Source organism: Rhodococcus sp. SGAir0479, from assembly GCF_005484805.1.
Lineage (GTDB): Bacteria > Actinomycetota > Actinomycetes > Mycobacteriales > Mycobacteriaceae > Prescottella.
The window spans coordinates 3,810,930-3,832,235 of record NZ_CP039432.1; the positions used below are offsets into that span (position 1 = coordinate 3,810,930).

At 69.3% G+C, this 21,306-nt stretch carries 24 protein-coding genes; 5 read left to right on the forward strand and 19 right to left on the reverse strand.

Going from position 1 to position 21,306, the window contains the following annotated elements:
• Nucleotide 1: 1 nt before the first annotated feature.
• Complete coding sequence (locus E7742_RS17585) at nucleotides 2–955, reverse strand: DUF808 domain-containing protein (RefSeq protein ID WP_137800116.1); 954 nt, start codon at nucleotides 953–955, stop codon at nucleotides 2–4.
• 179 nt (nucleotides 956–1,134) lie between these two features.
• On the opposite strand from E7742_RS17585, the gene E7742_RS17590 reads away from it, so the two are divergent.
• On the forward strand, nucleotides 1,135–2,670 hold the full coding sequence (locus E7742_RS17590) for a bifunctional 3'-5' exonuclease/DNA polymerase (RefSeq protein ID WP_175420520.1): 1,536 nt from the start codon (nucleotides 1,135–1,137) through the stop codon (nucleotides 2,668–2,670).
• Between the two features lie 9 nt (nucleotides 2,671–2,679).
• On the opposite strand, the gene E7742_RS17595 is transcribed toward E7742_RS17590, so the two are convergent.
• The 8 genes from E7742_RS17595 to E7742_RS17630 all read right to left on the reverse strand — a co-directional run bounded on the left by E7742_RS17595 (nucleotide 2,680) and on the right by E7742_RS17630 (nucleotide 9,608).
• Nucleotides 2,680–3,594, reverse strand: a complete 915-nt coding sequence (locus E7742_RS17595; RefSeq protein WP_302660069.1) for an urease accessory protein UreD — start codon at nucleotides 3,592–3,594, stop codon at nucleotides 2,680–2,682.
• Nucleotides 3,591–4,232, reverse strand: coding sequence for an urease accessory protein UreG (gene ureG, locus E7742_RS17600; RefSeq protein WP_137800118.1), 642 nt, complete (start codon nucleotides 4,230–4,232; stop codon nucleotides 3,591–3,593). The genes E7742_RS17595 and ureG overlap by 4 nt, the downstream gene beginning before the upstream one ends.
• 10 nt (nucleotides 4,233–4,242) lie before the next feature.
• Complete coding sequence (locus E7742_RS17605) at nucleotides 4,243–4,968, reverse strand: urease accessory protein UreF (RefSeq protein ID WP_137800119.1); 726 nt, start codon at nucleotides 4,966–4,968, stop codon at nucleotides 4,243–4,245.
• Nucleotides 4,952–5,551: an urease accessory protein UreE gene (gene ureE / locus E7742_RS17610; RefSeq protein WP_137800120.1), complete on the reverse strand. Its 600-nt coding sequence runs from the start codon at nucleotides 5,549–5,551 to the stop codon at nucleotides 4,952–4,954. The genes E7742_RS17605 and ureE overlap by 17 nt, the downstream gene beginning before the upstream one ends.
• 10 nt (nucleotides 5,552–5,561) lie before the next feature.
• On the reverse strand, nucleotides 5,562–7,280 hold the full coding sequence (locus E7742_RS17615) for an urease subunit alpha (RefSeq protein ID WP_137800121.1): 1,719 nt from the start codon (nucleotides 7,278–7,280) through the stop codon (nucleotides 5,562–5,564).
• Nucleotides 7,281–7,326: 46 nt separating this feature from the next.
• Nucleotides 7,327–7,872 carry an urease subunit beta gene (locus E7742_RS17620; RefSeq protein WP_137800122.1) on the reverse strand — a complete coding sequence of 182 codons (546 nt, stop codon included), beginning with the start codon at nucleotides 7,870–7,872 and terminating at the stop codon, nucleotides 7,327–7,329.
• Nucleotides 7,872–8,195: an urease subunit gamma gene (locus E7742_RS17625; RefSeq protein WP_137800123.1), complete on the reverse strand. Its 324-nt coding sequence runs from the start codon at nucleotides 8,193–8,195 to the stop codon at nucleotides 7,872–7,874. The genes E7742_RS17620 and E7742_RS17625 overlap by 1 nt, the downstream gene beginning before the upstream one ends.
• A 120-nt stretch (nucleotides 8,196–8,315) precedes the next feature.
• Nucleotides 8,316–9,608 (reverse strand): hemolysin family protein, encoded by a 1,293-nt coding sequence (locus E7742_RS17630; RefSeq protein WP_137801282.1) that lies wholly within the window; start codon nucleotides 9,606–9,608, stop codon nucleotides 8,316–8,318.
• A gap of 154 nt (nucleotides 9,609–9,762) precedes the next feature.
• Here E7742_RS17630 and E7742_RS17635 point away from each other — a divergent pair, with 154 nt between their 5' ends.
• Entirely contained in the window at nucleotides 9,763–10,506 is a 744-nt protein-coding gene (locus E7742_RS17635) for an SDR family NAD(P)-dependent oxidoreductase (RefSeq protein ID WP_137800124.1), read from the forward strand.
• Nucleotides 10,507–10,585: 79 nt separating this feature from the next.
• Nucleotides 10,586–12,859 (forward strand): MMPL family transporter, encoded by a 2,274-nt coding sequence (locus E7742_RS17640; RefSeq protein ID WP_137800125.1) that lies wholly within the window; start codon nucleotides 10,586–10,588, stop codon nucleotides 12,857–12,859.
• 36 nt (nucleotides 12,860–12,895) lie between these two features.
• Here the strand turns inward: E7742_RS17640 and E7742_RS17645 are convergent, their stop codons facing one another.
• Entirely contained in the window at nucleotides 12,896–13,273 is a 378-nt protein-coding gene (locus E7742_RS17645; RefSeq protein ID WP_137800126.1) for a hypothetical protein, read from the reverse strand.
• Nucleotides 13,274–13,581: 308 nt separating this feature from the next.
• On the opposite strand from E7742_RS17645, the gene E7742_RS17650 reads away from it, so the two are divergent.
• Complete coding sequence (locus E7742_RS17650) at nucleotides 13,582–15,096, forward strand: catalase (RefSeq protein ID WP_137800127.1); 1,515 nt, start codon at nucleotides 13,582–13,584, stop codon at nucleotides 15,094–15,096.
• A gap of 4 nt (nucleotides 15,097–15,100) precedes the next feature.
• Here E7742_RS17650 and E7742_RS17655 read toward each other — a convergent pair whose 3' ends face one another.
• From E7742_RS17655 to E7742_RS17685, 7 genes are read right to left on the reverse strand one after another with little or no spacing between them, the layout of a single operon-like run.
• On the reverse strand, nucleotides 15,101–15,967 hold the full coding sequence (locus tag E7742_RS17655; protein WP_302660071.1) for a DNA-3-methyladenine glycosylase family protein: 867 nt from the start codon (nucleotides 15,965–15,967) through the stop codon (nucleotides 15,101–15,103).
• The gene (locus tag E7742_RS17660; RefSeq protein WP_137800128.1) at nucleotides 15,964–16,629 is read right to left on the reverse strand and encodes an alpha-ketoglutarate-dependent dioxygenase AlkB family protein; all 666 of its coding nucleotides are present in this window, start codon (nucleotides 16,627–16,629) and stop codon (nucleotides 15,964–15,966) included. Before E7742_RS17660 ends, E7742_RS17655 begins: the two co-directional genes overlap by 4 nt.
• Complete coding sequence (locus E7742_RS17665; protein ID WP_137801284.1) at nucleotides 16,630–16,887, reverse strand: Ada metal-binding domain-containing protein; 258 nt, start codon at nucleotides 16,885–16,887, stop codon at nucleotides 16,630–16,632. It lies immediately after the preceding gene.
• A 52-nt stretch (nucleotides 16,888–16,939) separates the two neighbouring features.
• Nucleotides 16,940–17,653, reverse strand: coding sequence for a 2OG-Fe(II) oxygenase (locus tag E7742_RS17670; RefSeq protein ID WP_137800129.1), 714 nt, complete (start codon nucleotides 17,651–17,653; stop codon nucleotides 16,940–16,942).
• Nucleotides 17,650–18,237 (reverse strand): methylated-DNA--[protein]-cysteine S-methyltransferase, encoded by a 588-nt coding sequence (locus E7742_RS17675; RefSeq protein ID WP_137800130.1) that lies wholly within the window; start codon nucleotides 18,235–18,237, stop codon nucleotides 17,650–17,652. The genes E7742_RS17670 and E7742_RS17675 overlap by 4 nt, the downstream gene beginning before the upstream one ends.
• Nucleotides 18,234–18,740, reverse strand: coding sequence for an RNA polymerase sigma factor (locus E7742_RS17680; protein WP_254699052.1), 507 nt, complete (start codon nucleotides 18,738–18,740; stop codon nucleotides 18,234–18,236). Before E7742_RS17680 ends, E7742_RS17675 begins: the two co-directional genes overlap by 4 nt.
• Before the next feature lie 46 nt (nucleotides 18,741–18,786).
• On the reverse strand, nucleotides 18,787–19,290 hold the full coding sequence (locus E7742_RS17685; protein WP_137800132.1) for a methylated-DNA--[protein]-cysteine S-methyltransferase: 504 nt from the start codon (nucleotides 19,288–19,290) through the stop codon (nucleotides 18,787–18,789).
• Between the two features lie 57 nt (nucleotides 19,291–19,347).
• Between E7742_RS17685 and E7742_RS17690 the strand changes: the two genes are divergently transcribed.
• Complete coding sequence (locus E7742_RS17690) at nucleotides 19,348–19,944, forward strand: ribulose 1,5-bisphosphate carboxylase large subunit (RefSeq protein WP_137800133.1); 597 nt, start codon at nucleotides 19,348–19,350, stop codon at nucleotides 19,942–19,944.
• 13 nt (nucleotides 19,945–19,957) lie between these two features.
• Here E7742_RS17690 and E7742_RS17695 read toward each other — a convergent pair whose 3' ends face one another.
• Both E7742_RS17695 and E7742_RS17700 read right to left on the reverse strand, forming a co-directional pair.
• Entirely contained in the window at nucleotides 19,958–20,440 is a 483-nt protein-coding gene (locus tag E7742_RS17695) for an Lrp/AsnC family transcriptional regulator (protein WP_137800134.1), read from the reverse strand.
• Between the two features lie 12 nt (nucleotides 20,441–20,452).
• Nucleotides 20,453–21,304, reverse strand: coding sequence for a universal stress protein (locus E7742_RS17700; protein ID WP_137800135.1), 852 nt, complete (start codon nucleotides 21,302–21,304; stop codon nucleotides 20,453–20,455).
• Nucleotides 21,305–21,306: the final 2 nt, after the last annotated feature.

The window sequence follows — 21,306 nt, forward strand, 5'->3', positions numbered from 1 at the left end:
CTCAGTGCGCCGTCGTGTCCTTCTTCCGCTTCGGAAGCAGGTGCGCGATCAGCACGACGATCGCGCCCAGGATCAGTCCGACGATCGCGGACGCCACCGTTCCCGCGGTCCACGACAGGACGCCGCCGAAGCCACCGTGCACAAGTTCGCCGAACCAGTGCTCGAGGCCGTGCAGACGGTCGGCCGGCCAGTGGAAGCCGGCCTCACCGACGTTGACGAGCAGGATGTGGCCGCCGACCCACAGCATCGCGGCGATGCCGACGACCGTGAGGACTGCCATCACCTTCGGCATCGCGGCCACCAGACCGCGGCCGATCCGCTGGCTGACGGTCGACTTGCGCTGCGCCAGTGCGAGGCCTACGTCGTCCATCTTCACGATCACGGCCACGACGCCGTACACCAGGACGGTGATGAGGATTCCGACCACGACGAGCACCAGTAGCCGGGTGAGGAACGGTTCGTCCTCGACCGACGACAGCGAGATCACCATGATCTCGGCCGACAGGATCAGATCGGTGCGGATCGCGCTGCCGACCATCGCCTTCTCGCGCTCGGGTCCGTCCTGCAGCGCCGTCTCGGTCTCGTCCTCGTGGTGGCCGCCGGTGAGCGCCTCGTAGACCTTCTCGGCGCCCTCGTAGGAGAGGAACAGACCACCGGCGATCAACAGGTAGGGCAGCGCCTGCGGCAGGAACTGGCTGAGGATCATCGCGACCGGCAGGATGATCAGCAGCTTGTTGCGGATCGACCCGATCGCGATCTTGCGGATGATCGGCAGCTCCCGCTTGGGCGAGAACCCGTGCACGTAGCGGGGCGTGACGGCGGTGTCGTCCACGACCACCCCGGCCGCCTTGATGCTTGCCTTGCCGGCCGCGGCGCCGACGTCGTCGATGGATGCCGCGGCCGCTTTCGCGATCGCTGCGACGTCGTCCAGCAGGGCGACGAGACCACCAGCCACGGGAACCTCCCACTTTCGAATGTGTCCAGCCGGATGTGCTGAGCCGGTCGAGCGACACGTGCTCGGGGCTAGCCAGCCTATCGCCGCGCGGGGAGCAGCAGCCACACCGGCTGTGTCGGGATCGTCTCCGCTCGACCGCCGACTTCACCGTGTCGGTGCCGTCGCGCACACTGGTCGCTGTGAGAACGGTGCTGGTACCCCACGGCGACGGTGCCACGGTGATCCGGACCGACGAGTCCGGCGAGCCGGTGGGGCCGCCGCAGCGCACCCGCGACGTGGCCGCAACCGTCCGCGACCTCGAGGCGACGGACCGGCCGCGCTGGGTGTTCGAGGACTCCGCCCGGGTGTGTCCGCCGCTGCTGGCGGCGGGCGTGCGGGTGGCACGGTCCCACGATCTGCGGCTCACCGGCGCGTTGCTCGACGTGCGGGCCGGCCGGGCCGCCTCCGTTCCCGACGTTCCGGTCGACGAGCGGCCGGGCTTGTTCGACGCGGTACCGGCCCCCGCCCCGGAGGCCGTCGTCGAGCGGCACCGGCGCCAGGTGGCGGCCGTGGCACACGATCCGCGTCTGCGTCTGCTGGTGGCCGCCGAGTCCGCGGGCGGTCTCGCGGCGGCCGAGATGAGTCATGACGGGCTGCCGTTCTCCACCGACGCGCACCTGGCGCTGCTCGGGCGGGCCCTCGGTCCGCGCACCCCGGACCACATGCTGCCCGTGCGCCTGCACGAGGTCGCCGACGAGGTCTCCGCGGCCTTCGGGCGCCAGGTCAATCCGGCGTCCCAGCCCGAGGTGGTGGCGGCGTTCGCGCGGCAGGGCATCGAGCTGAATTCCACCCGCAAGTACCTGTTGCGCGAGATCGATCATCCGGCGGTGGAACCGCTGCTGCGCTATCGCGATCTGGCGAAGCTGCACGCCGCCAACGGCTGGACCTGGCTCGACATGTGGGTGCGCGGCAACCGGTTCCGGCCCGTGTACGTGCCGGGTGGGGTGGTGTCGGGTCGATGGGCGAGCCGCGGCGGCGGTGCGCTCCAGATTCCGAAGGCGTTGCGCTCGAGCGTGCTCGCCGATCCCGGTCACACGTTCGTGATCGCCGATGCCGGGCAACTCGAGCCGCGCATCCTCGCGGCGATGTCCGCCGACCCCCGGATGACGGCTGCCGCCGGGGCCGACGACCTGTACGCCCTCGTCGCCGCGGAGGCGTTCGGCGGTGACCGCGCCAAGGCGAAGGTCGCGATCCTCGGCGTTCTCTACGGTGCCACCGCGGGCGCGGCGCGATCACTTCTGGCGTTGCTGCGCAAACGTTTTCCGGTGGCAGTGCAGCTGGTCGAGGACGCCGCCCGGGCCGGTGAGCGCGGTGAGGTGGTGCATTCGTGGCTCGGCCGCGCGTGCCCCCCGCCGCCCGATGCGTGGTGGTCGAACGGGGACACGCACGCCCGCGGCCGGTTCACGCGCAACTTCGTGGTGCAGGCCACTGCTGCCGAGTGGGCGCTGTGTCTGCTCGCGGATCTGCGGCGCCGGTTGGCCGCGTCCCCGGAGGACGGGGAGCTGGTGTTCTTCCAGCACGACGAAGTGGTGGTGCACACGCGCCGGCCCGGTGCGGCGGTCCCGCACGTCCTCGCGGCGGCGGAGTCTGCGACCCGACTGTTGTTCGGCGACACCGCCGTCCGCTTCCCCATGGACGTGCAGGTTCGGGAGTGTTACGCCGACCCCGAGGAGTAGGCGCGGGCGTCATCCCCACAGCGGCATCGGGGGAACGGGCTTGCCCAGCACCACATCGCGTACCACCGACCAGAAGTCGCGGACGTGCGCGCGGACGGGTGCACTCTCCGGCCCCAGCACCTTGTAGACGAGCCCGGCGTCGTGCGGAAGCCGGCTCGCGCCGGCGACCACGGATCGCCCGCTCCGTCCCGATGCGATCCGGTCGAGGACGGACTCCCAGTGCTTCCGTGGGGTCAACAGCACCACGTTGGCCAGGACGTCGAAACCGCGCATGACGCCCGTCGAGCGCACGGACCGACGTGGCGGCTCGACAAGGAGTTTCTCCGTGAACAATGCGCCGCCGCCCGGCCGAGCAGCGGTGACGGTGGCCGAGTACAGGTCGTACTCGAACATCTCACCGCCGTGGTGCTTGCGTCCCGGCATCACGATCTCCGAGAACAGCAGTGTCGCCGAGGGAGCGATCGTGATGTCGGTTCGGACGTAGAAGCGCGATCGCCGGTGCGGGATCGTCATCGCCGGCATCAGCTCCAGGTAGGAGTTCCCGGCGAGCGACACCGTCTGCAGCTGGGCCGCGAAGTTGGCATCCATCGCGTGCACCTTCGTGGCCGACTGGGTGGTCACGTGCGCCATCGCACCCGGCCCCATCTCGATGTCCACGTGGAGCCGGTCGCCCTGCAGCACGCACCCGGACGTGGAGACGATGTACACGCACGGCAGGCCGGGCACCGCCTCGTCCCAGTAGAGCGCCTGCTGCACCAGCAGCGGCGCCTCGCGGTACACGTGCGACAGGACCGACCGCGTCCCCCGGTCCTCGAAGCGCAGGTCGAGCATGCCGGTCTTCGCGGCCCGGCCGGCCGGGGCCTGCCGCGGCTCGTCCTGGTAGGGAGCCAGCTCCGGGACCGTCGGGACCGGTCGCGGCCTCACCGCGCCGCCTCGGCCGCGCCCGGGCTGTCGAACAGGACCCCCTGGACGATCCGCTCCACCACGTCGGGGATCCCGGCTCCGGTCATGCAGTTGGTGAAGACGAACGGCTTGTCGCCGCGCATGAGGGCCGAATCGCGGGCCATCACGTCGAGATCCGCGTGCACGTACGGTGCGAGATCGGTCTTGTTGATCACCAGGATGTCCGATTGCGAGATACCGGGACCGTTCTTGCGGGGAATCTTGTCGCCCGCCGCCACGTCGATGACGTAGACGAAGTAGTCCACCAGTGCGGGGCTGAAGGTCAGGGTCAGGTTGTCGCCGCCGCTCTCGATGAACACCACGTCGGTGTCGGGGAACGCGCGTTCCATCTCCTCCACGGCGGCGAGATTCATGCTGGGATCCTCACGGACCGCGGTGTGCGGGCAGGCCCCGGTCTCGACGCCGACGATCCGCTGCTCGACGAGGACACCCGCGAGGGCCCGGCGCACGTGCTTGGCGTCCTCGGTGGTGACGACGTCGTTGGTGATCACCAGCACTTTCGTCCCGCGGGCGACGAACTGGGGCGTGATCGCCTCGATGAGGGCCGTCTTGCCCGAGCCGACGGGTCCGCCGACTCCGATACGCGTGGTCTTCTTCATGTCCGCCCTCCTAGTTCATGAACATCCGGACGTGTGAACGGACGTGAATCGCGGCCAGCACGTCGGCGGTGGGGCCGAACGTCGCCATGTCGTCCAGACAGTGGCCGGCCACGGCCGCGTAGTCCCGCGCGGTGGTCGCATCGACTTCGAACAGAATGCGCTGGGTGGTCACGTGATCCACCCGCAGTAGCCGTAGCGCGGCGCCCAGTACGGTCGTCGCGGCCCCGTACTGGTGCGCGGCGAACGCATCCTCCTCGGGGCAGTGCATCGCCGCGAAGGTGACTCCCAACGCTGCCGGATACGTCCCGGGGGTCTTCCCCTCGCCGATCGCCGCGAGCCACGTCCCGAGCGTGGCCCCGCCGACCAGGACCTCGCCCAGTTCGGTGAGCTTCCTGCCCATCCGGGTCGACATGGCCCGGCCTTCCTCGTTCAGCTTCCGTTGCAGCACGGCTCGGTCCGCGGCGACGACGCGGTCGAAGTCAAAGTCGCTCGCACCCCGGTGGGCGGCCAGCACGGCGATGCCGTCGCACGTGGCGGCCTGGTGCACCGTCGTGAACACGTACTCGCGCAGCGACTCCGCGTCCGTCACGACGGATTGGGACACCGCCGCCTCGAGACCGTTGGAGAAGGAGAACGCCCCGACGGGAAACATCGAATCCGCGAACTGCGTCAACCGCAGCATCCGCGTGATCGGGTCCGGTGCCGCCCGGCGGGCAGCGTCATCCCGGCGGGGCATGGGTGTGCCCTTCGCCCTCACGCGCGGCCGCAGCGAACAGTCGGCGCGCCTCGTGCGGCGCCAGGTACGGAATCACCTGGGCGCCGGGCCGGAACTCGTACTCGATGCCCTCGAACGCGTGCGTGCGCATCACCGAACCCATCACGGTCTTGTCCACGGTCAACGGCACGTACACCGTGGTGTCCTTCACCACGGCCGGCCAGTGCTGGTTCCCGATCGCGTGCCCCAATTCCAGGCAGGTGCGCAGTCCGGTCTCCGGCGGCGCGTCACGCAGGCCGGACAGGTCGATCGCCATCACGTCGGCGAGCTCGATCCGTGCGACCACGAGGGTGTCGTCGTCCGTGTCGCGGGCCAGGATGTCGCCGTCCCGGAGCTGGACGCCCCGCTCCAGCGAGAGGGCGATGTCCCGTCCCCCCTGCGTCGTGCGCCGCAACCGGCTCTTCTGCGCCTCCCACTGGTCCAGGACCAGCAGATCGACCGGTGCGGTCTCGCTCCGAGCGTGCCACCGGGGGTCGTCGAGGTTGCCCAGCAACGCGTCCACCCGAACCGGACGGGTGCTGCGGGAGAGGTTCGCATCGGACACCGGACGGCCCCTAACTGAAGAAGTAGAGCTGGTTGAGCCGAACGGATTCCGCAGGTTCGACGTACACGTGTTCACCGTCGGCCTTCACCGCGAACGTCTCCGGATCCACCTCGATGCGCGGTGTGGCGGTGTTGCGGAGCAGATCTCGCTTGGTGACCGTACGGGTCCCCTCCACCGCGGTCACTTTTCGCTCGAGCCCGAGGCGATCGCGGATGCCGCCGTCGAGCGCGGCGCGGGAGACGAACGACACCGAGCACTCGGCGAGAGCCTTGCCGTAGGCGCCGTACATCGGCCGGTAGACGACGGGCTGCGGCGTGGGGAGCGAGGCGTTGGCGTCACCCATCGCATACCAGTTGATCATCCCGCCCTTGATCACCATCTTCGGTTTGGCTCCGAAGAAGCCGGGCTCCCACAACACGAGGTCCGCCATCTTGCCGGCGGCCACGGAACCGAGCACGTGCGAGACGCCGAAGGTCAGTGCGGGATTGATCGTCATCTTCGCGACGTAGCGGAGGACCCGGAAGTTGTCGTTGCCCTCGGCATCCTCCGGCAGCTTTCCCCGGGCCCGCTTCATACAGTCCGCGAGTTGCACCGTTCGCAGCCAGGTTTCACCGATCCGCCCCATCGCCTGCGAGTCGCTCGAGACCATCGAGATGACGCCCATGTCCTGCAGGACGTTCTCGGCACCGATCGTCTCGGCGCGTACGCGGCTCTCGGCGAACGAGACGTCCGAGGGCACCTTCGGATTGAGGTTGTGGCACACCATGATCATGTCGAAGAGTTCGGCCTGGGTGTTGATGCCGTAGGGCAGCGTGGGGTCGGTCGACGCCGGCAGCACGTTGTCCTCGCCGGTCACGCGTAGAATGTCCGGAGCGTGACCGCCACCTGCCCCCTCGCTGTGATACGTGTGGATGGTGCGACCCTCGAACGCCGCGATGGTGTCCTCCACGTAGCCGGACTCGTTGAGGGTGTCCGTGTGGATCGCCACCTGGACATCCATGTCGTCTGCGACACGCAGCGCGGCGCGTACCGCCGCCGGCGTCGCCCCCCAGTCCTCGTGGACCTTGAAACCCGCAGCGCCGGCCTCGATCTGCTCGACCAACGACGGCTCTCCGGAGGAGTTCCCCTTGCCCAGCATCCCGATGTTGACCGGAAGCCCCTCGTTGGCCCGGAGCATCATCTCGATGTTCCACGTCCCAGAGGTGATGGTGGTGCCGTTGGTGCCGTCGGTGGGCCCGAACCCACCACCGAACAAGGTCGTCACCCCGTTGCTCAGTGCCGCGTATGCCTGTTGCGGCGCAACGAGATGCACGTGTGAATCGATGCCCGCGGCGGTGAGGATCAGCTGCTCGCCGGAGATCGCGTCCGTGGCCGGTCCCGTCGTGAGTCCCGGTGTGACGCCGTCCATCGTGCCGGAGTTACCGGCCTTCCCGATGCCGGCGATCCGGCCGTCCTTGATGCCCACGTCGGCCTTCACCACACCGAGCACGGCATCGATCACCACCACGTTGGTGATGACCAGATCGAGGGCACCGTCCGCGCTGCAGGAGGTGGCATCCTGGCCCATGCCGTCCCGCAGCGTCTTGCCGCCGCCGTACAGCGCCTCGTCACCGATCGTCCGCAGATCCTCCTCCACCTCGACGAACAGATCGGTGTTGCCGAGCCGGATCTTGTCGCCCTTCGAGGGCCCGAACAGACCCGAGTACTCGAGCCGCGAGATCTTGGTCATGCGCCGTACCCTTCGCGCGTCGGGGACCGCCGTGGCCCGTCGGTCGTCAACCGGTTTCGAAGCCGTATTCCTTCGCCAGCGCCACCGCTCTGGCCAGCCGGGGGCGGTACGAGGCGTGCGTGGGTCCCCAGCCGTCGACGAATCCGTTGAAGCCGTGGACCCGTTGCTTCCCGCCGAACGGCACCAGCGTCACTTCCTTCTCGTCACCGGGCTCGAACCGCACGGCCGTCCCGGCGGCGATGTCCAGTCGCCATCCGAAGGTGGCTTCGCGGTCGAAGGCCAATGCCCGGTTCACCTCCATGAAGTGGAAGTGCGAGCCGACCTGGATCGGCCGGTCACCGGTGTTGCGGACGGTCACCTTCTGTCGCGGGCGTCCGACGTTCAGTTCGACGGGTTCGTCCCGCAGCACGTAACCGCCGACCGGAACCGAAGACCTCTCGGCAGCAGCCACTTCCGCCGAGGGCGAGGCGGCCGGCCGGTCCGCCGCGGCGTCTCGGCCCGCCTTGGCGGACTTACCCGTGCCCGCTCCGTCCGGCCTGCGTTCTCTGCTCGCCTTGCTCGATTTCCCCTTGTTCGATTTCCCCTTGCTCATCACTGCGGCCCGTCCGCTCGTTCGTGGATCGGCGAATGCACCGTGACCAGCCGGCTCCCGTCGAGGAACACCGCCTCGACCTGCACTCGCGGGATCAGTTCCGGCACGCCCTCCATGACGTCGTCAGCCGTGAGGACGTGCGACGCGTCGGCCATCACCTCCTCGAGGGTCTTGCCTTCCCGCGCGCCCTCGAGGGCCGCTGCCGAGATCACGGCGACGGACTCGGGATGATTGAGCTTGAGGCCCTTGGCCTTACGTCTGAGTGCGACCTCGGCAAGCATGAGAAGGGTCAGTTTGTCGAGTTCACGCGGCGTCAAATGCATGCCGGCCTCCTGTGCGTGACAGGACCACGCTACGTCAGAACTGGTGCCGTTCTCAGGCGTTGCAGGGCTCGAGGACATAACGAGACGAGGACTTCTCGGCGCTCCCGTCGGCACCCATCGTCATCGGGACGGTCCGTGCGGGCCGGCGCGGGTCGACACCAGTGTCAGCGCCGCGATGCGGCGGCCGTCCAGTTCCTCGACGAGCAGCCGCCACCCGTCCACATCGACGCGGTCGTGAACGCGCGGCATCCGTTGGAGGCGATGCAGAACGTACCCGGCGATCGTCTCGTACGGACCGTCGGGCAGGACGGCGCCGGTCTGCCGCTCGAAGTCCTCGACCAGCAGGGTGCCGTCGATCCGCCGCTCCCGCGTTCCCTCGGGCGTCGTGGGCGCCGCCGGAGGCGGATCGAACTCGTCGCCGATCTCGCCCACGACCTCCTCCACGATGTCCTCGACGGTCGCGATGCCCGCGGTGCCGCCGTACTCGTCGACGACGAGCAGTATCTGCGCGTTGTCCCGGCGCATGAGCGCGAGCGCGGCGAGCGCCGGCTTGGACCCGGGAAGCGCGAGGATCGGCCGGCACATGTCCCCGACGGTGCCCGTGAGATCGGGATCGGCGAGCTGGAGGTCGCGGACGTGCACGAAGCCGACGACGTCGTCGAGCGAGGACCCCACCACCGGATAGCGACTGTGGCCCGACGCGAGCGTCTCGGCGCGCGCATGCCGCAGCGGAGTGTCGGCGGCGAGGAAGTCCACCTCGGTCCGCGGCCGCATCACCTCCGTGAGGCTGCGCCGGCCGGCGTCGAACACTTCGGCGAGAACGCGGCGCTGCTCGTCGGCGATACCGCCGTGCCCCAGCACCTGGTCCCGCAGTTCGGCCGGTGTCATCTCCTCGCTCCTGCGCCCGGGATCGCCGCCCAGAACCCGCACCAGCGCATCGGTGGACACCGACAGCAGCCAGATCACCGGGCGGACGATCGTCGCGAAGCGGTCCAGCGGCGGGGCGGTCACCCACGCGACACCGGTCGCGTTCTGCAACGCGATGCGCTTGGGCACCAGTTCGCCCAGCACCAGCGACAGGTACGAGATCACCAACGTGGTGACGATCAGCGCCACCGCGTGGGCGGCCGACGTCGACAACCCCCATCCCTGCAGCACCGGCACCACGCTCGGCGCGAGTTCGGACGCCCCGTACGCCGCGGAGAAGAATCCCGCGACGGTGACTCCGATCTGCACCGACGAGAGGAACCGGTTGGGGTCACGGGCCAGCGCCGCGGCCCGCGCGCCGCGCCGGCTGCGCTGCTCGAGCGCTCGGATCTGCCCCTCCTGCAGCGAGACCAGCGCGATCTCGGTGGCCGCGAAGAGTCCGCCCACGAGGACGAACACGACGACCAGGACAATGTTGACGAGCATCTCGCCGACCGTCACGGCGACCACCGCGGGCCAGTTCGTCGGTGGCGGGCCATGTTTCCTTCACCTCGCGAACGCAGACGCACGCACCACCCGAGACTATCGTCGGGAAGCGACACCGTATCCGCTACGGCCACAACGATATCGGAGGTTGATCATGAGACTTGACGGAAAGGTCGCGATTGTCACCGGCGGGGCGGGCGGCATCGGCCGGGGCATCGTGCGCGCGTTCACGAAGGAGGGCGCCAAGGTGCTGGTCGTCGACATCAACGACGAGGCCGGCCGGGCGATCGAGTCCGAGCTGGGTGACGCGGTGCGCTACCTCCACGCCGACATTTCGCAGGAGTCCAGCGCCGGGGACATCCGCGCAGCTGCGGTCGACGCCTTCGGATCGGTGAGTGTGCTGGTCAACAACGCGCACGCGTCCCGGCAGGCCCCGCTGCTCGAGACCACGCAGGAGATGATGGACCTGTCGTTCGGGACCGGCTTCTACCCCACGTTCTGGCTCATGAAGGCGTGCTACGAGCAGTTGAAGGCGGCGCGCGGCTCGGTGATCAACTTCGCTTCCGGCGCGGGCATCGACGGTCAACCCAACCAGGCGTCCTACGCCGCCGCGAAGGAGGCGATCCGCGCGATCAGCCGCGTGGCCGCCAACGAGTGGGCGGCCGACGACATCAACGTCAATCTCATCTCCCCCCTGGCACTCACCGAGGGCATAGAGGCGTACATCGCGGCCAACCCGGGAGTGGAGGAGGCACTGCTGGCACGCACCCCGCTGCACCGCTTCGGCGATCCCGAGTCGGACGTCGGACGGGTCGCGGTGTTCCTCGCCAGCGCCGATGCCTCCTACATCACCGGGCAGACGATCATGGTGGACGGCGGCAGCATCAAACTTCGCTGAGACCCCTCGTACGCTGCGCGGCGCGTGTTGTACTGGTCTGCATTGGTTGTCCGGCTGCGAATCGTACGAGGAGCCACCGATGACGAGAGTGGAGTCCACCGGCGGTACCCCACCCGGCACGGCTTCCCGCGCTCGTCGCGGCTGGCCCGTGTTCACGATCGTCGCGATCGCGATAGTCGCGTTCTTACTCGGGGGGCTCGGGGGCTCGTTCCAGGGCAAGCTCGCCGAGGTCCAGAAGAACGACAACGCGTCCTACCTGCCCGGTTCGGCGGAGTCGACCGTCGTGGCGAACGAGTCCGCGAAGTTTCTGAAGGTCGAGACCGTCCCCGGTGCGGTGGTGTTCCATCGCGACGGCGGCCTCACCGACGAGGACAAGGCGGCCATCGACCGCGCCCGGATCTCGATGGCATCCGTCGAGGGGGTGGATGGCGACAGCGTCACCCCCACCCAGTACTCGACCGACGGCACCACGGCGGCGGTGCTCGTGCCGTTGATCGCCAAGGAGAACGGCACCACGCTCAACGGCGAACAACTCGCCGGCGCCGAGCAGGAGGTCCTGGAGGCGGCACAGAACGCCGTGTCCACCGAGGTGGAGGTGTTGCCCGCCGGGCCGGGCGGTCTGCTCGTGGCCTTCATCGACGCCTTCGAGGGTCTCGACAGCACGCTGCTCGCAGTGGCGCTGCTGGTGGTGATCCTCATCCTGCTGGTGGTCTACCGCTCGCCCGTGCTGTGGTTCTTCCCGCTGTTCTCGGCGCTGCTCGCGCTCGGACTGTCGTCGATGGTGATCTATCTGCTCGCCGACCACGAGATCCTCACCCTCACCGGCCAGAGCCAGGGCATCCTGTTCGTCCTGGTGATCGGCGCCGGCACGGATTACGCGCTGTTGTTGATCGCGCGGTACCGGGAGGAACTGCACTTCCACGACAACCGCTTCGACGCCATGACCAAGGCTTGGCGGGAGTCCGCGCCCGCGATCACGGCGTCGGCGGTCACCGTCATTCTCGGCCTGCTGTGCCTGAGCTTCTCGCAGCTCAATTCGAACAAGAGCCTCGGACCGGTCGCGGCCATCGGCATCGCGTGCACCTACATCGTGATGATGACGTTCCTCCCGGTCGCGCTGGCAGCGACCGGCCGCTGGGTGTTCTGGCCGCGCAAACCCCGGGTGGACGGCGCGACCGACGTTGCGACCCACGGCCTGTGGGCACGCATCGCCGACACGGTCGGACGCCGCGACCGGCCCGCGTGGATCGGGGCGGCGGCCCTGCTGGCCGTGTTGTTCGCCGTCGGAATCGGCAGTCTGCAGACCGACGGCCTCACGGCCACCGAGAACTTCACCAACGAGCCGGACGCGGTGCGTGGGCAGGCGCTGTACGACGCGAACTTCGATCAGGGCGCGGGTGCCCCGGCTGTCGTCACCACGAACGCGTCGAGTGTCGACGCCGTGATCGCGGCTGCGAGCGGTGTCGAGGGGGTGCGGCAGGGGCCGGGTTCGGTGTGCGTGCAGGTGGACATCGAGAAGGTCAAGTCGCTGTTGCAGAACTCCGGCGGCAATGCGGCTCAGCAGTTGCCGCCCGGGTGCCCGCCCGCACTGCTGAACGTCGCCCCCATCGACGGGCGCACGATCGTCAATGTGGCGCTGGTCGATTCGTACGATTCGCCCCAAGCGCTGCGGACGGTCGAGCGTCTGCGCGACACGCTGCACGCGGTGCCGGGCGCGGACGCGCTCGTCGGCGGGAGTTCGGCCGCGACGCTGGACGTCCAGACCGCCTCGGTGCACGACCGCAACCTGATCATCCCGATCGTGCTGGTCGTGATCTTCGTCGTGCTGGCGATCCTGCTCCGGGCACTGCTGACACCGCTGATCCTCATCGGGACCGTGGTTCTGAGCTTCGCGGCGACCCTGGGCGTGTGCGGGTTCTTCTTCACCCACGTCTTCCACTTCGCCGGGGCCGACCAGTCGTTCCCGCTGTTCGCGTTCGTGTTCCTGGTGGCCCTCGGGATCGACTACAACATCTTCCTCATGACCAGGGTCCGGGAGGAGACGCTCACCCGCGGGACCCGGCCGGGGGTGCTGCGCGGCCTCGCCGTCACCGGTGGTGTCATCACGTCGGCGGGGGTCGTGTTGGCCGGCACGTTCGCGGTGCTCGGGGTGCTGCCACTGGTGTTCCTGGCCGAGGTCGGTTTCGCGGTCGCGTTCGGCGTCCTGCTCGACACCATCGTCGTGCGCAGCGTCCTGGTCCCGGCGCTCTCGCACGACATCGGCAAGCCGATCTGGTGGCCGTCCAAGCTGGCGCGGGCCCAGGACCGAACGGATCGAACCGACCCAACGGACCGAACCGACCGAACCGTCTGAGCCGCCGAACCGTCCGGATCGCGAGCGGTTCCGTCCTCACCCCGCCGGCGACGGGAGGCTCGGCGAACTCGCCGGTACCGCGGCGATCTGCGGTCCCCCGTTGGGAAGCGGCGGATCCACGTTGTCGAACAGCCCGCCGCCGCCCTGCATGCCCCCTCCCCCGGGGCCCATGAGTCCGGTCTGCAGGGTCGTGGTCTCGCGACGGGGGATGTAGCCGAACGTGTCGGTCTGTTGCAGCCCGGTGTTGCGCGTGCTGGTCGTCTGCTCGGTCGTGGGCACTTGCGGGGTCGACCCGACGTTCGGGTCCCCGACGGCGACCGCCCGGCCCACCACGCCGACCAGTGCCGCCGTCAGTGCCGCGACGGCGAGCCAGGCCATCCACCGTTCGACCCGCCGACTTGTCCGCCGATCCATGTGCTTACCTCGAAGGATCCAACCCTCCCTCTCGTCCAGAATGCCACTTCGGTGCCGAGAGCGACAGATCCGGACGGGTGGTTGACGGATCGTCCGGGAAGTGGTCGGGTGGTACTGATGGATGGCGCGCTCGGTACGCGCCGCGTCGCAGTGCGGTGGAGGAGCCCCGCCGCCGCACCGGGAGCGCACGCGCTCCGCCCGCCGGGAGCCACTCCACCGACGATGTCGTGCAGCCCAATCGTTTTCACGCCGTCGTCCCGAGTGCAGCCTCGCCTGCACGTCTCCGTGACTCGTAGGGAAGGAATGAGATGGCGAACTACACCACCGACGACTCCGGCATCCCCGTGACCAGCGACGAGCACTCGTTGACCGTGGGGCCCGACGGGCCGATCCTGCTCCAGGACTACTACCTGATCGAGAAGATGGCCCAGTTCAATCGGGAGCGGGTACCGGAGCGGCAACCACATGCCAAGGGCGCCGGGGCATTCGGCACGTTCGAGGTCACGAACGACGTGAGCGCCTACACCAAGGCGGACCTCTTCCAACCGGGCAAGAAGACGGAGATGCTCGCCAGGTTCTCCACGGTCGCCGGTGAGCGCGGCAGCCCGGACACGTGGCGCGATCCGCGCGGTTTCGCCCTGAAGTTCTACACCGAGCAGGGCAATTTCGACATGGTCGCCAACAACACGCCGGTCTTCTTCGTGCGGGACCCGATGAAGTTCCAGGACTTCATCCGGTCGCAGAAACGGCGGGCCGACAACAACTTGCGCGATCACGACATGCAGTGGGACTTCTGGACGCTCTCACCCGAGTCCGCGCACCAGGTGACGTGGCTGATGGGCGATCGTGGCATCCCCCGCACGTGGCGTCACATGAACGGCTATTCGAGCCACACCTACATGTGGGTGAATGCGAAGGGCGAACGGTTCTGGGTGAAGTACCACTTCAAGACCGACCAGGGCGTCGAGTTCCTCACGCAGGAAGAGGGCGACCGGATGGCGTCCATCGACACGGACTACCACCAGCGGGACCTGTGGGAGCACATCGAGGGCGGCGACTTCCCGACCTGGACGCTGAAGATGCAGATCATGCCGTACGAGGAGGCAAAGACCTATCGGTTCAATCCGTTCGACCTGACGAAGGTGTGGCCGCACGGCGATTACCCGCTCATCGACGTGGGCACCATGAAACTGGACCGGAATCCGGACGACTACCACTGCGAGATCGAGCAGGCCGCGTTCGAGCCGAGCAGCTCGGTACCGGGCACCGGGCCGAGCCCGGACAAGATGCTGCTCGGTCGGTGGTTCTCGTACCCGGACGCGCATCGCTACCGTATCGGCTCCAATTACAAGGAGCTACCGGTCAATTCGCCGCACGCGGGACCGCGGAACTCGTACACCAAGGACGGGCAACTGCGGCACCACAATCCCGGCGATCCCGTGTACGTGCCCAATTCGAAGGGCGGTCCGCACGCCGACACGTCGGTCGCGGGCGAGTCTCCCAGCTGGTACAGCGACGGCGAGATGGTCCATCAGGCGTACACGCTCCGCAAGGACGACGACGACTGGGGCCAGGCCGGCACGTTGGTGCGGGAGGTGCTCGACGACGCGGCCCGCGAACGGTTGGTGTCGAACGTCGTGGGACACCTGCTCAACCGCGTGAGCGAACCCGTCCTGGTGCGTGCGTTCGAGTACTGGCGCAACATCGACAAGGACGTCGGAGAGCGGATCGAGAAGGGCGTCCGAGCCGAGCAGAGCGGCTCGAACGGATCGGGATCGAGCGATCGGAACCCGGCCAGTCCGGCAGCGGAGGCCAAGGCCTGACGGCTCACACGAACGCCTGACTCGTCCACAGGTGGAACAGGGCGTAGGCCCGCCACGGCCGCCACGGCTCGGATGCCGTGGTGGCCTCGCGTGGCGTCTTCACCCCCAGCGCCCGCCGCAACACCAGGTCGCCGGAGGGGTAGGCGTCGCGATCACCGAGTACCCGCACCGCGAGGTAGTCGGCGGTCCACGGACCGATGCCGGGGAGCGCCAGCAGACGGGACCGGAACTCGCCCGGGTCGGCGTCGGGCGCCAGCCGCAGCCCGCCCGCCGCGGCCGCGGCGAGTGCCTGCACCGTGCGGGCACGCGCACCGGTGAGCCCCACCGCCTTCCGGATGATCGCCGGGTCGAGCTCGGCCAGAGTCTGCGGTGCAGGAAAACTCACGAAACCGTCGAAACCGGTCGGCTCGCCGAACGACGCGACCAGACGCGACCCGAATGTCCGCGCCGCCGACAACGAGACCTGCTGGCCCAGCACCGTCAGCACGGCGGTCTCGAAGCCGTCGACCGAGCCGAGCACCCGCAGGCCGGGCCGCGCCGCCACGAGCGGCGCGAGCAGTGCGTGCCGCGCGAGTGCCGCGTCGACGACGTCGGGATCGGCGTCGAGATCGAGCCAGCGACGGACCAGTGATTCGACGTGCGCAGCGTCATCGGGATGCGACGTGCGGATCGTCGCCGCGACGTGGCCGCCGGCCCCGTCCAACCGGACGCTCGCCACGGCCGGCCCGTGCGGTGCGGGGACGACCCGGGTGTGGGTGGCGGTGTCGCGGTCGTGGCTCTCGAGTCCGGCCACGGCGTGCGCGGCCAGCGCGCCGAGCATGGGGGTGGTGGTGAACGGCGGCCGGAACGGGAGGGTGATGGCGTCGGTCACCGCTCGTCCTCCAGTCCCGTCACACGCAGCGTGATGTTGAGCCGGCCCGACGTGAGTCCGCAGTCCGGGTCGGAAGTGCCCGGGAACACCTTGGGTACACCGTGATACGCGAAGCGGGACGGGCCGCCGAAGACGAAGAGATCGCCCGACTGCAGTTCCACGTCCGTGTACGGCTTGTTCCGGGTCTCGGAGTTGCCGAAGCGGAACGTGCACGTGTCCCCGATGCTCAGCGACACCACCGGGGCGTCCGCCCGCTCCTCCTGGTCGCGGTGCATCCCCATGCGGGCGGTGTCGTCGTAGAAGTTGACGAGTGCGGCGTCGGGATCGTAGGACGCGGCCGCCGGCGGGTCGTCGTACGCGTCGGCGACGGCACGTCGGCCCAACTGCACCAACCAGTCCGGCACCGGAAGCACCCGGCCGCCACCGGCGTCGGCGGCGACGCGGCTGTAGCGATACGGCTGCCAGTGCCACCCGAGGCACACGGTCTGCACCGACATCGCGTGCCCGGTGGGCAGCCGCGCGGCCCGCATCCGCACCGGCCCGCGCGCCCACTCGCGGCACGCTTCCACCAGTCGGCGTTGCTCAGCGAGATCCAGCCAGTCCGGCACCAGCACCGCGCCGGGCGCGACGGTGCGACGAGGCCGGGGGATGAGCGCCGACATCTACCCGTTCTCCTTGCTGCCCAGAGATTTCCACGCCTCGTACGCGGCACGCATGCACACCGCGCAGGGCCGGTAGCCGGCGGCGATCGCGGTGTCCTCGTCGGCGAAGAAGACGCGCTGCGTCACGTAACCACCCCGGGCGAGGGCGCGGGCGGCGCCCGGGCAGTCGAGTGTGCCGTAGATGCGGTCCTTGCGGTGACCGCCGAGAGTGCCGGGAGTGGCGCTCTCGTAGGGCTTCCCGTCCCGGCCGATCAACATGTACACGGCGGTCCGTTCTGTACAAAACTGAGCATTTTGTACTTTTCTCGATTCACTCCGCATCATGCAGTACCAGTCCGAGCGTGCGCCGGGCCCCACCGCGAACGGTGCTGACCCCGTGCCGCATCGGGGCCGCCGACCATCCCCGGGCCGACTGCACCGGACGATCGCTGGTGGTGAAGACGAACGCGTGCCCCTGCCGCAGCACGGTCGCGGTGCCACGGGACTGAGCGCGGGCCCGCTGCTCGACCAGCAGGAACTCCCCGCCGTCGTGGTCCACGCCGGGCTCGTCGAGTCCGATCACCACCTGCAGCGGAAACACCAACTCGCCGTACAGGTCTCGGTGCAGCGCGTTCCAGTCGCCCGGACCGTAGCGGAGGATCAACGGCGTCGGACGCGTCTGGCCCGCCGCGTGACACGTCGCGAGCCACTCGTCGAGCGTGTCCGGCCACGGCGCCGGCCGACCCAGCCGCCCCGCCCACTCGCGCGCCACCGGCACCAGCTTCTCGTAGAACCGGGCCCGCAACTCGGCGATCGACGGCGGCAGCGGGTAGTCGAAGTACCGGTACCGGCCGGCGCCGTAGCGGTGCCTGGCCATGTCGATCGTGGACCGGAACAGCGCGCCGTCGTCGAAAAGCTCTGCAAGTTCCCGGCATTCGTCGGGCTCGAGGAGAGGCCGCGCGCTCTGAGCGCCGCCGAACCGATCGAGCTCGTCGAGCAGCGGCGTCCAGTCGAGGGCATCGACGCGGCCGGTGAGCGTGCTCACGCCGCCTCCAGTGTCAGCAATGCGCGCTTGGTGTCGACGCCACCGGCGTATTGCCCCATCCCGCCGTCGCTGCGCACCACCCGGTGGCACGGGACGAACAGCGGCAGCGGATTGGTGGCACACGCCGTACCGACGGCGCGCACGGCGCGGGGGCTGCCGGCGGCCTCGGCCACCTGCGCGTAACTGGCGGTGCTGCCGTACGCGATGTCGGGCAGCCGGGTGAGGACGGTGCGTCGGAAGCCGCTCGCCAACCGCAGATCGAGCGGGACGTCGAAGCGGGTGCGCCGGTGGACGAAGTACTCGTCGAGTTGTCGGGCCGCGGCATCGAGCCGGGTCGGGGCCTCGAGGATGCGCGGGCTCACCTGTCGGGCCAGCATCGCCAACACCGCGTCGTGGTCCTCGCGCGGGTAGGCGACCCGGACGAGACCGACCTCGCTGGCGACCAGCAGCAGCCGCCCGACGGGAGTGTCGACGGAGCGGTAACCGAGGTCGAGCACCCCGTCCCGGTCGGCGGCGGCGACCAGGCGGGCGTGCAGACGGCTCAAATCCGCGGGATCCACGGCCGGGTTGGGCAGGACGCTCATCGGACGGCTCCTTCCTGTGCGAATGATTCGGTGTCGGCCGGGTAGGTGCGGCGCAGCCGCGCGATGCCGTCGGCGGCGGCGCGGCGGGCCGCGGCGGTGCTGTTGCCGAGGATCGCGGCGACCTCCGCGTAGGGGAGCCCGGCCAGGTGGTGGTGGACGACGGCCGCCCGCTGGGTGAACGGCAGCTCGGCCAGCGCGTCCCACAGTTCGTGGTTCCAGGTGCCGGGAACGTCCCGGGCCGACGCGTGCTCGGGCAACTCGTCGGTGGGAACGGGGGTGCGCCGGCGGGCCCGGTGTACGTCGACGGCCTTGCGGTGCGCGATGGTCACCAGCCACGCCTCGACGTTGGCCGTGGGCGCCAGGTCGGGATATGCCCGCAGCGCCGCCAGGAAGGTCTCGGACCACGCGTCGTCGGCGTCGACGGGACCGAGCAGTGCGCGGCACACCCGCAGCACCACCGGCCCGTGCTCGGCGACGATCTTCTCGAACGGTTTCAGTCCCACACCGGGTAGACGTTCCGGCGCGCCGGAACGTGAGGTGCCGTCCGCGTCAGAACAGCCCATCCTGGACTCCCACGGAGGCCGGGGTCTCCAGATCCAGCAGGAACCGCTTGCGCTCGAGGCCGCCGGCGTAGCCGGTGAGCGAGCCGTTGCTGCCGACCACGCGGTGGCACGGCACGATGATGCCGATCGGGTTCCGGCCGTTGGCCGCGGCGACGGCCCGGATCGCGGCGACGTTGCCGAGGTGCTCCGCGAGCTGCAGGTACGTCCAGGTCCGTCCGTACGGGATGGTCTGCAGCGCGGCCCACACCCGTTGCTGGAACGGGGTGCCCCGCGGCGCGAGCGGCACCGTGAACGCCGTGCGCTCACCGGCGAAGTATTCGTCCAACTGCGCGGTGACCTGCCCGAAACCGGTGTCGACACGCGGGCCGAAGCGCTCGCCGGCGGGGAGATGGCGCTGCAGGTGCATGTACAGACCGCACAGGCCGTCGGGGTTGCGGACGAGAGTCAACGGCCCGACGGGCGAATCGACGACTGCGTGTTCCACATCCACGGCTCCGATCCTCCCAGCAACCCCCGACAACCCGGCAAGTTCGTGCAGGATTGCAGAATGCCGTCACTTTTCGTCAACCCGCTCCGGCTGCTTCCGACGGTCCAGAGGGCGGCGCGGTGGTCCCTGGAGACCGCCACCTTCGTCGCCGGTCTGCCCGCGCGGGTGTCCGCGCTGCTCGACGACGCCGAGGGGTTGGTGCGGCAGGTGTCCGTGGTCGTCGACGGTGCAGCCCGCGCGGTGGCGGCGGCCGACGCCGTGATCAGCGCGTGCGCGGAGATCGCCGACCGGACCGCGGTGGTGGCGAGCGAGACCGAGGTGGTGGTCGGCTCCGCTGCACACTCGGCCGCCGTGGCCGACGAAATGCTGAAACTCTATCGGCCCCTCGCGCTCGACGCCGCCCCGCTGGCGTCGCGCTTCGTGAACGAGATCAGCGAGGACGAGGTCCACGCGGCGATCAAGCTGTTCGATCAACTGCCCGAACTGGCCGACCGGATGACGGCACTGATGCCGATCCTGACCACCCTCGACACGGTCTCCCCCGAGGTCCACGAACTGCTCGAGGTGGTCAAGGACGTCCGCCAGGCCATCATCGGCGTTCCCGGGTTCGCCTTCTTCCGTCGGCGCGGCGAGGACAAGTTGGGCGAGGGCGACTAGATCGGGGCCCGTTCTACCGCTCGACCGCTTTCGCCAGTAGCGGCAGCGCCCGGAACGGCACGATCTCCGACAGCACCACCACCGACATCGACCGGGCCACCGTCGACGAGTGATGCAGTGCGATCAGAAGCGACTGCAGGTCGTCGTGTGACGCGGCCGCGACCCGGCACAGGACGTCACCGACGCCGGTGGTGGCCCACGCCTGGACCACTTCGGGATACTCCTCGAGTTCACTCGTCAGCTGTCCCAACGATCCTTGCGCGATCTCGAGCGTCACGAACGCCTGCACCGGGTATCCCGCTGTGCGCAAGTCGATCTCGGGTCCGTATCCGATGATGATCCCGGCCTCCTCGAGCCGGCGCAGCCGGGCCTGCACCGTTGCACGCGCGACCGTCGCCCGGCGGGACAGCTCGAGGATCCCGATGCGTGGTTCGTCCCGCAGTCTGGTGATCAGTTCGACGTCGAGCCTGTCGAGGCGGTGCCCGGCCCGGTCCACGACGGTCCCGTCTCAGGGGGTGACACGTGAGCGGGCGACGATCACCGGGCACTGTGCGTGATAGAGCAGCGACTGGCTGGTCGAGCCGAGCAGTGCACTCTCGAATCCGCCGCGACCTCGATTGCCGACGACGATCGACCGGGCGCCGGCGCTGAGCGCGACGAGGTGCTTGGTGGGCCCGGTGTCCGCGAGGACCGTCTCGACGCTCACCGACGGGAACTTCGCTCCCCATGTCGCGATCAACCGGTCGATCCGCGCCCGGGCCTCCTCGTCGGCCTCCTTGCTTCCGCGCCGGCGACGCGCGTGCACCGCCGTCATCTCGGCGTGCCGAATGGCCGCCTCCTGCATCGCGGTGCCGACGACGATGTCCGCACTGTCGGAGTGATCGACGCCGGCGACGACGGGGCCGGCGACGGGTGGGGCCGAACTGCCGTCGGCGCCACGCACCACCGCGACCGTGCACTTGGCGTGATGGGCGAGGGACAACGCCGTCGATCCGAGCACCATCCGTTCGAAGAATCCCGCACCCACCGAACCGACCACGAGGAGACCGGCCTTCTCGGACAGGTCGACGAATGCCCGATTCACCCGTCCGCGAAGCAGTTCCACCTCGATGTCGATGGTGTAGTCCTCGATGGTGGCCGCATCGCGCGCGGCCGCGAGCGCCTCGCGTCCGGCGGACTCTTCCTGCTCGAGATCGTCCGCGACGAACGGGAAGTCGTTCTCGGTGTCGATGACGTGCACGAGTTTCAGCGGCACTTTGCGTGCGTGTGCCTCCACGGCCGCCCATCTGACGGCATGGAGGGCCGCGTCGGATCCGTCGACGCCCACGAGCACCGGCCGAGTCTCGTTCGCTGCTGCCATCG

Bases quoted from the DNA above. Each gene is read 5' to 3' on its own strand.
- ureG (WP_137800118.1), bottom strand. From the start codon at position 4,232: ATGAAGAAGACCACGCGTATCGGAGTCGGCGGACCCGTCGGCTCGGGC.
- E7742_RS17605 (WP_137800119.1), bottom strand. From the start codon at position 4,968: ATGCCCCGCCGGGATGACGCTGCCCGCCGGGCGGCACCGGACCCGATC.
- E7742_RS17615 (WP_137800121.1), bottom strand. From the start codon at position 7,280: ATGACCAAGATCTCGCGGCTCGAGTACTCGGGTCTGTTCGGGCCCTCG.
- E7742_RS17620 (WP_137800122.1), bottom strand. From the start codon at position 7,872: ATGAGCAAGGGGAAATCGAACAAGGGGAAATCGAGCAAGGCGAGCAGA.
- E7742_RS17625 (WP_137800123.1), bottom strand. From the start codon at position 8,195: ATGCATTTGACGCCGCGTGAACTCGACAAACTGACCCTTCTCATGCTT.
- E7742_RS17630 (WP_137801282.1), bottom strand. From the start codon at position 9,608: ATGCTCGTCAACATTGTCCTGGTCGTCGTGTTCGTCCTCGTGGGCGGA.
- E7742_RS17635 (WP_137800124.1), top strand. From the start codon at position 9,763: ATGAGACTTGACGGAAAGGTCGCGATTGTCACCGGCGGGGCGGGCGGC.
- E7742_RS17640 (WP_137800125.1), top strand. From the start codon at position 10,586: ATGACGAGAGTGGAGTCCACCGGCGGTACCCCACCCGGCACGGCTTCC.
- E7742_RS17645 (WP_137800126.1), bottom strand. From the start codon at position 13,273: ATGGATCGGCGGACAAGTCGGCGGGTCGAACGGTGGATGGCCTGGCTC.
- E7742_RS17650 (WP_137800127.1), top strand. From the start codon at position 13,582: ATGGCGAACTACACCACCGACGACTCCGGCATCCCCGTGACCAGCGAC.
- E7742_RS17660 (WP_137800128.1), bottom strand. From the start codon at position 16,629: ATGTCGGCGCTCATCCCCCGGCCTCGTCGCACCGTCGCGCCCGGCGCG.
- E7742_RS17665 (WP_137801284.1), bottom strand. From the start codon at position 16,887: ATGTTGATCGGCCGGGACGGGAAGCCCTACGAGAGCGCCACTCCCGGC.
- E7742_RS17675 (WP_137800130.1), bottom strand. From the start codon at position 18,237: ATGAGCGTCCTGCCCAACCCGGCCGTGGATCCCGCGGATTTGAGCCGT.
- E7742_RS17690 (WP_137800133.1), top strand. From the start codon at position 19,348: ATGCCGTCACTTTTCGTCAACCCGCTCCGGCTGCTTCCGACGGTCCAG.
- E7742_RS17700 (WP_137800135.1), bottom strand. From the start codon at position 21,304: ATGGCAGCAGCGAACGAGACTCGGCCGGTGCTCGTGGGCGTCGACGGA.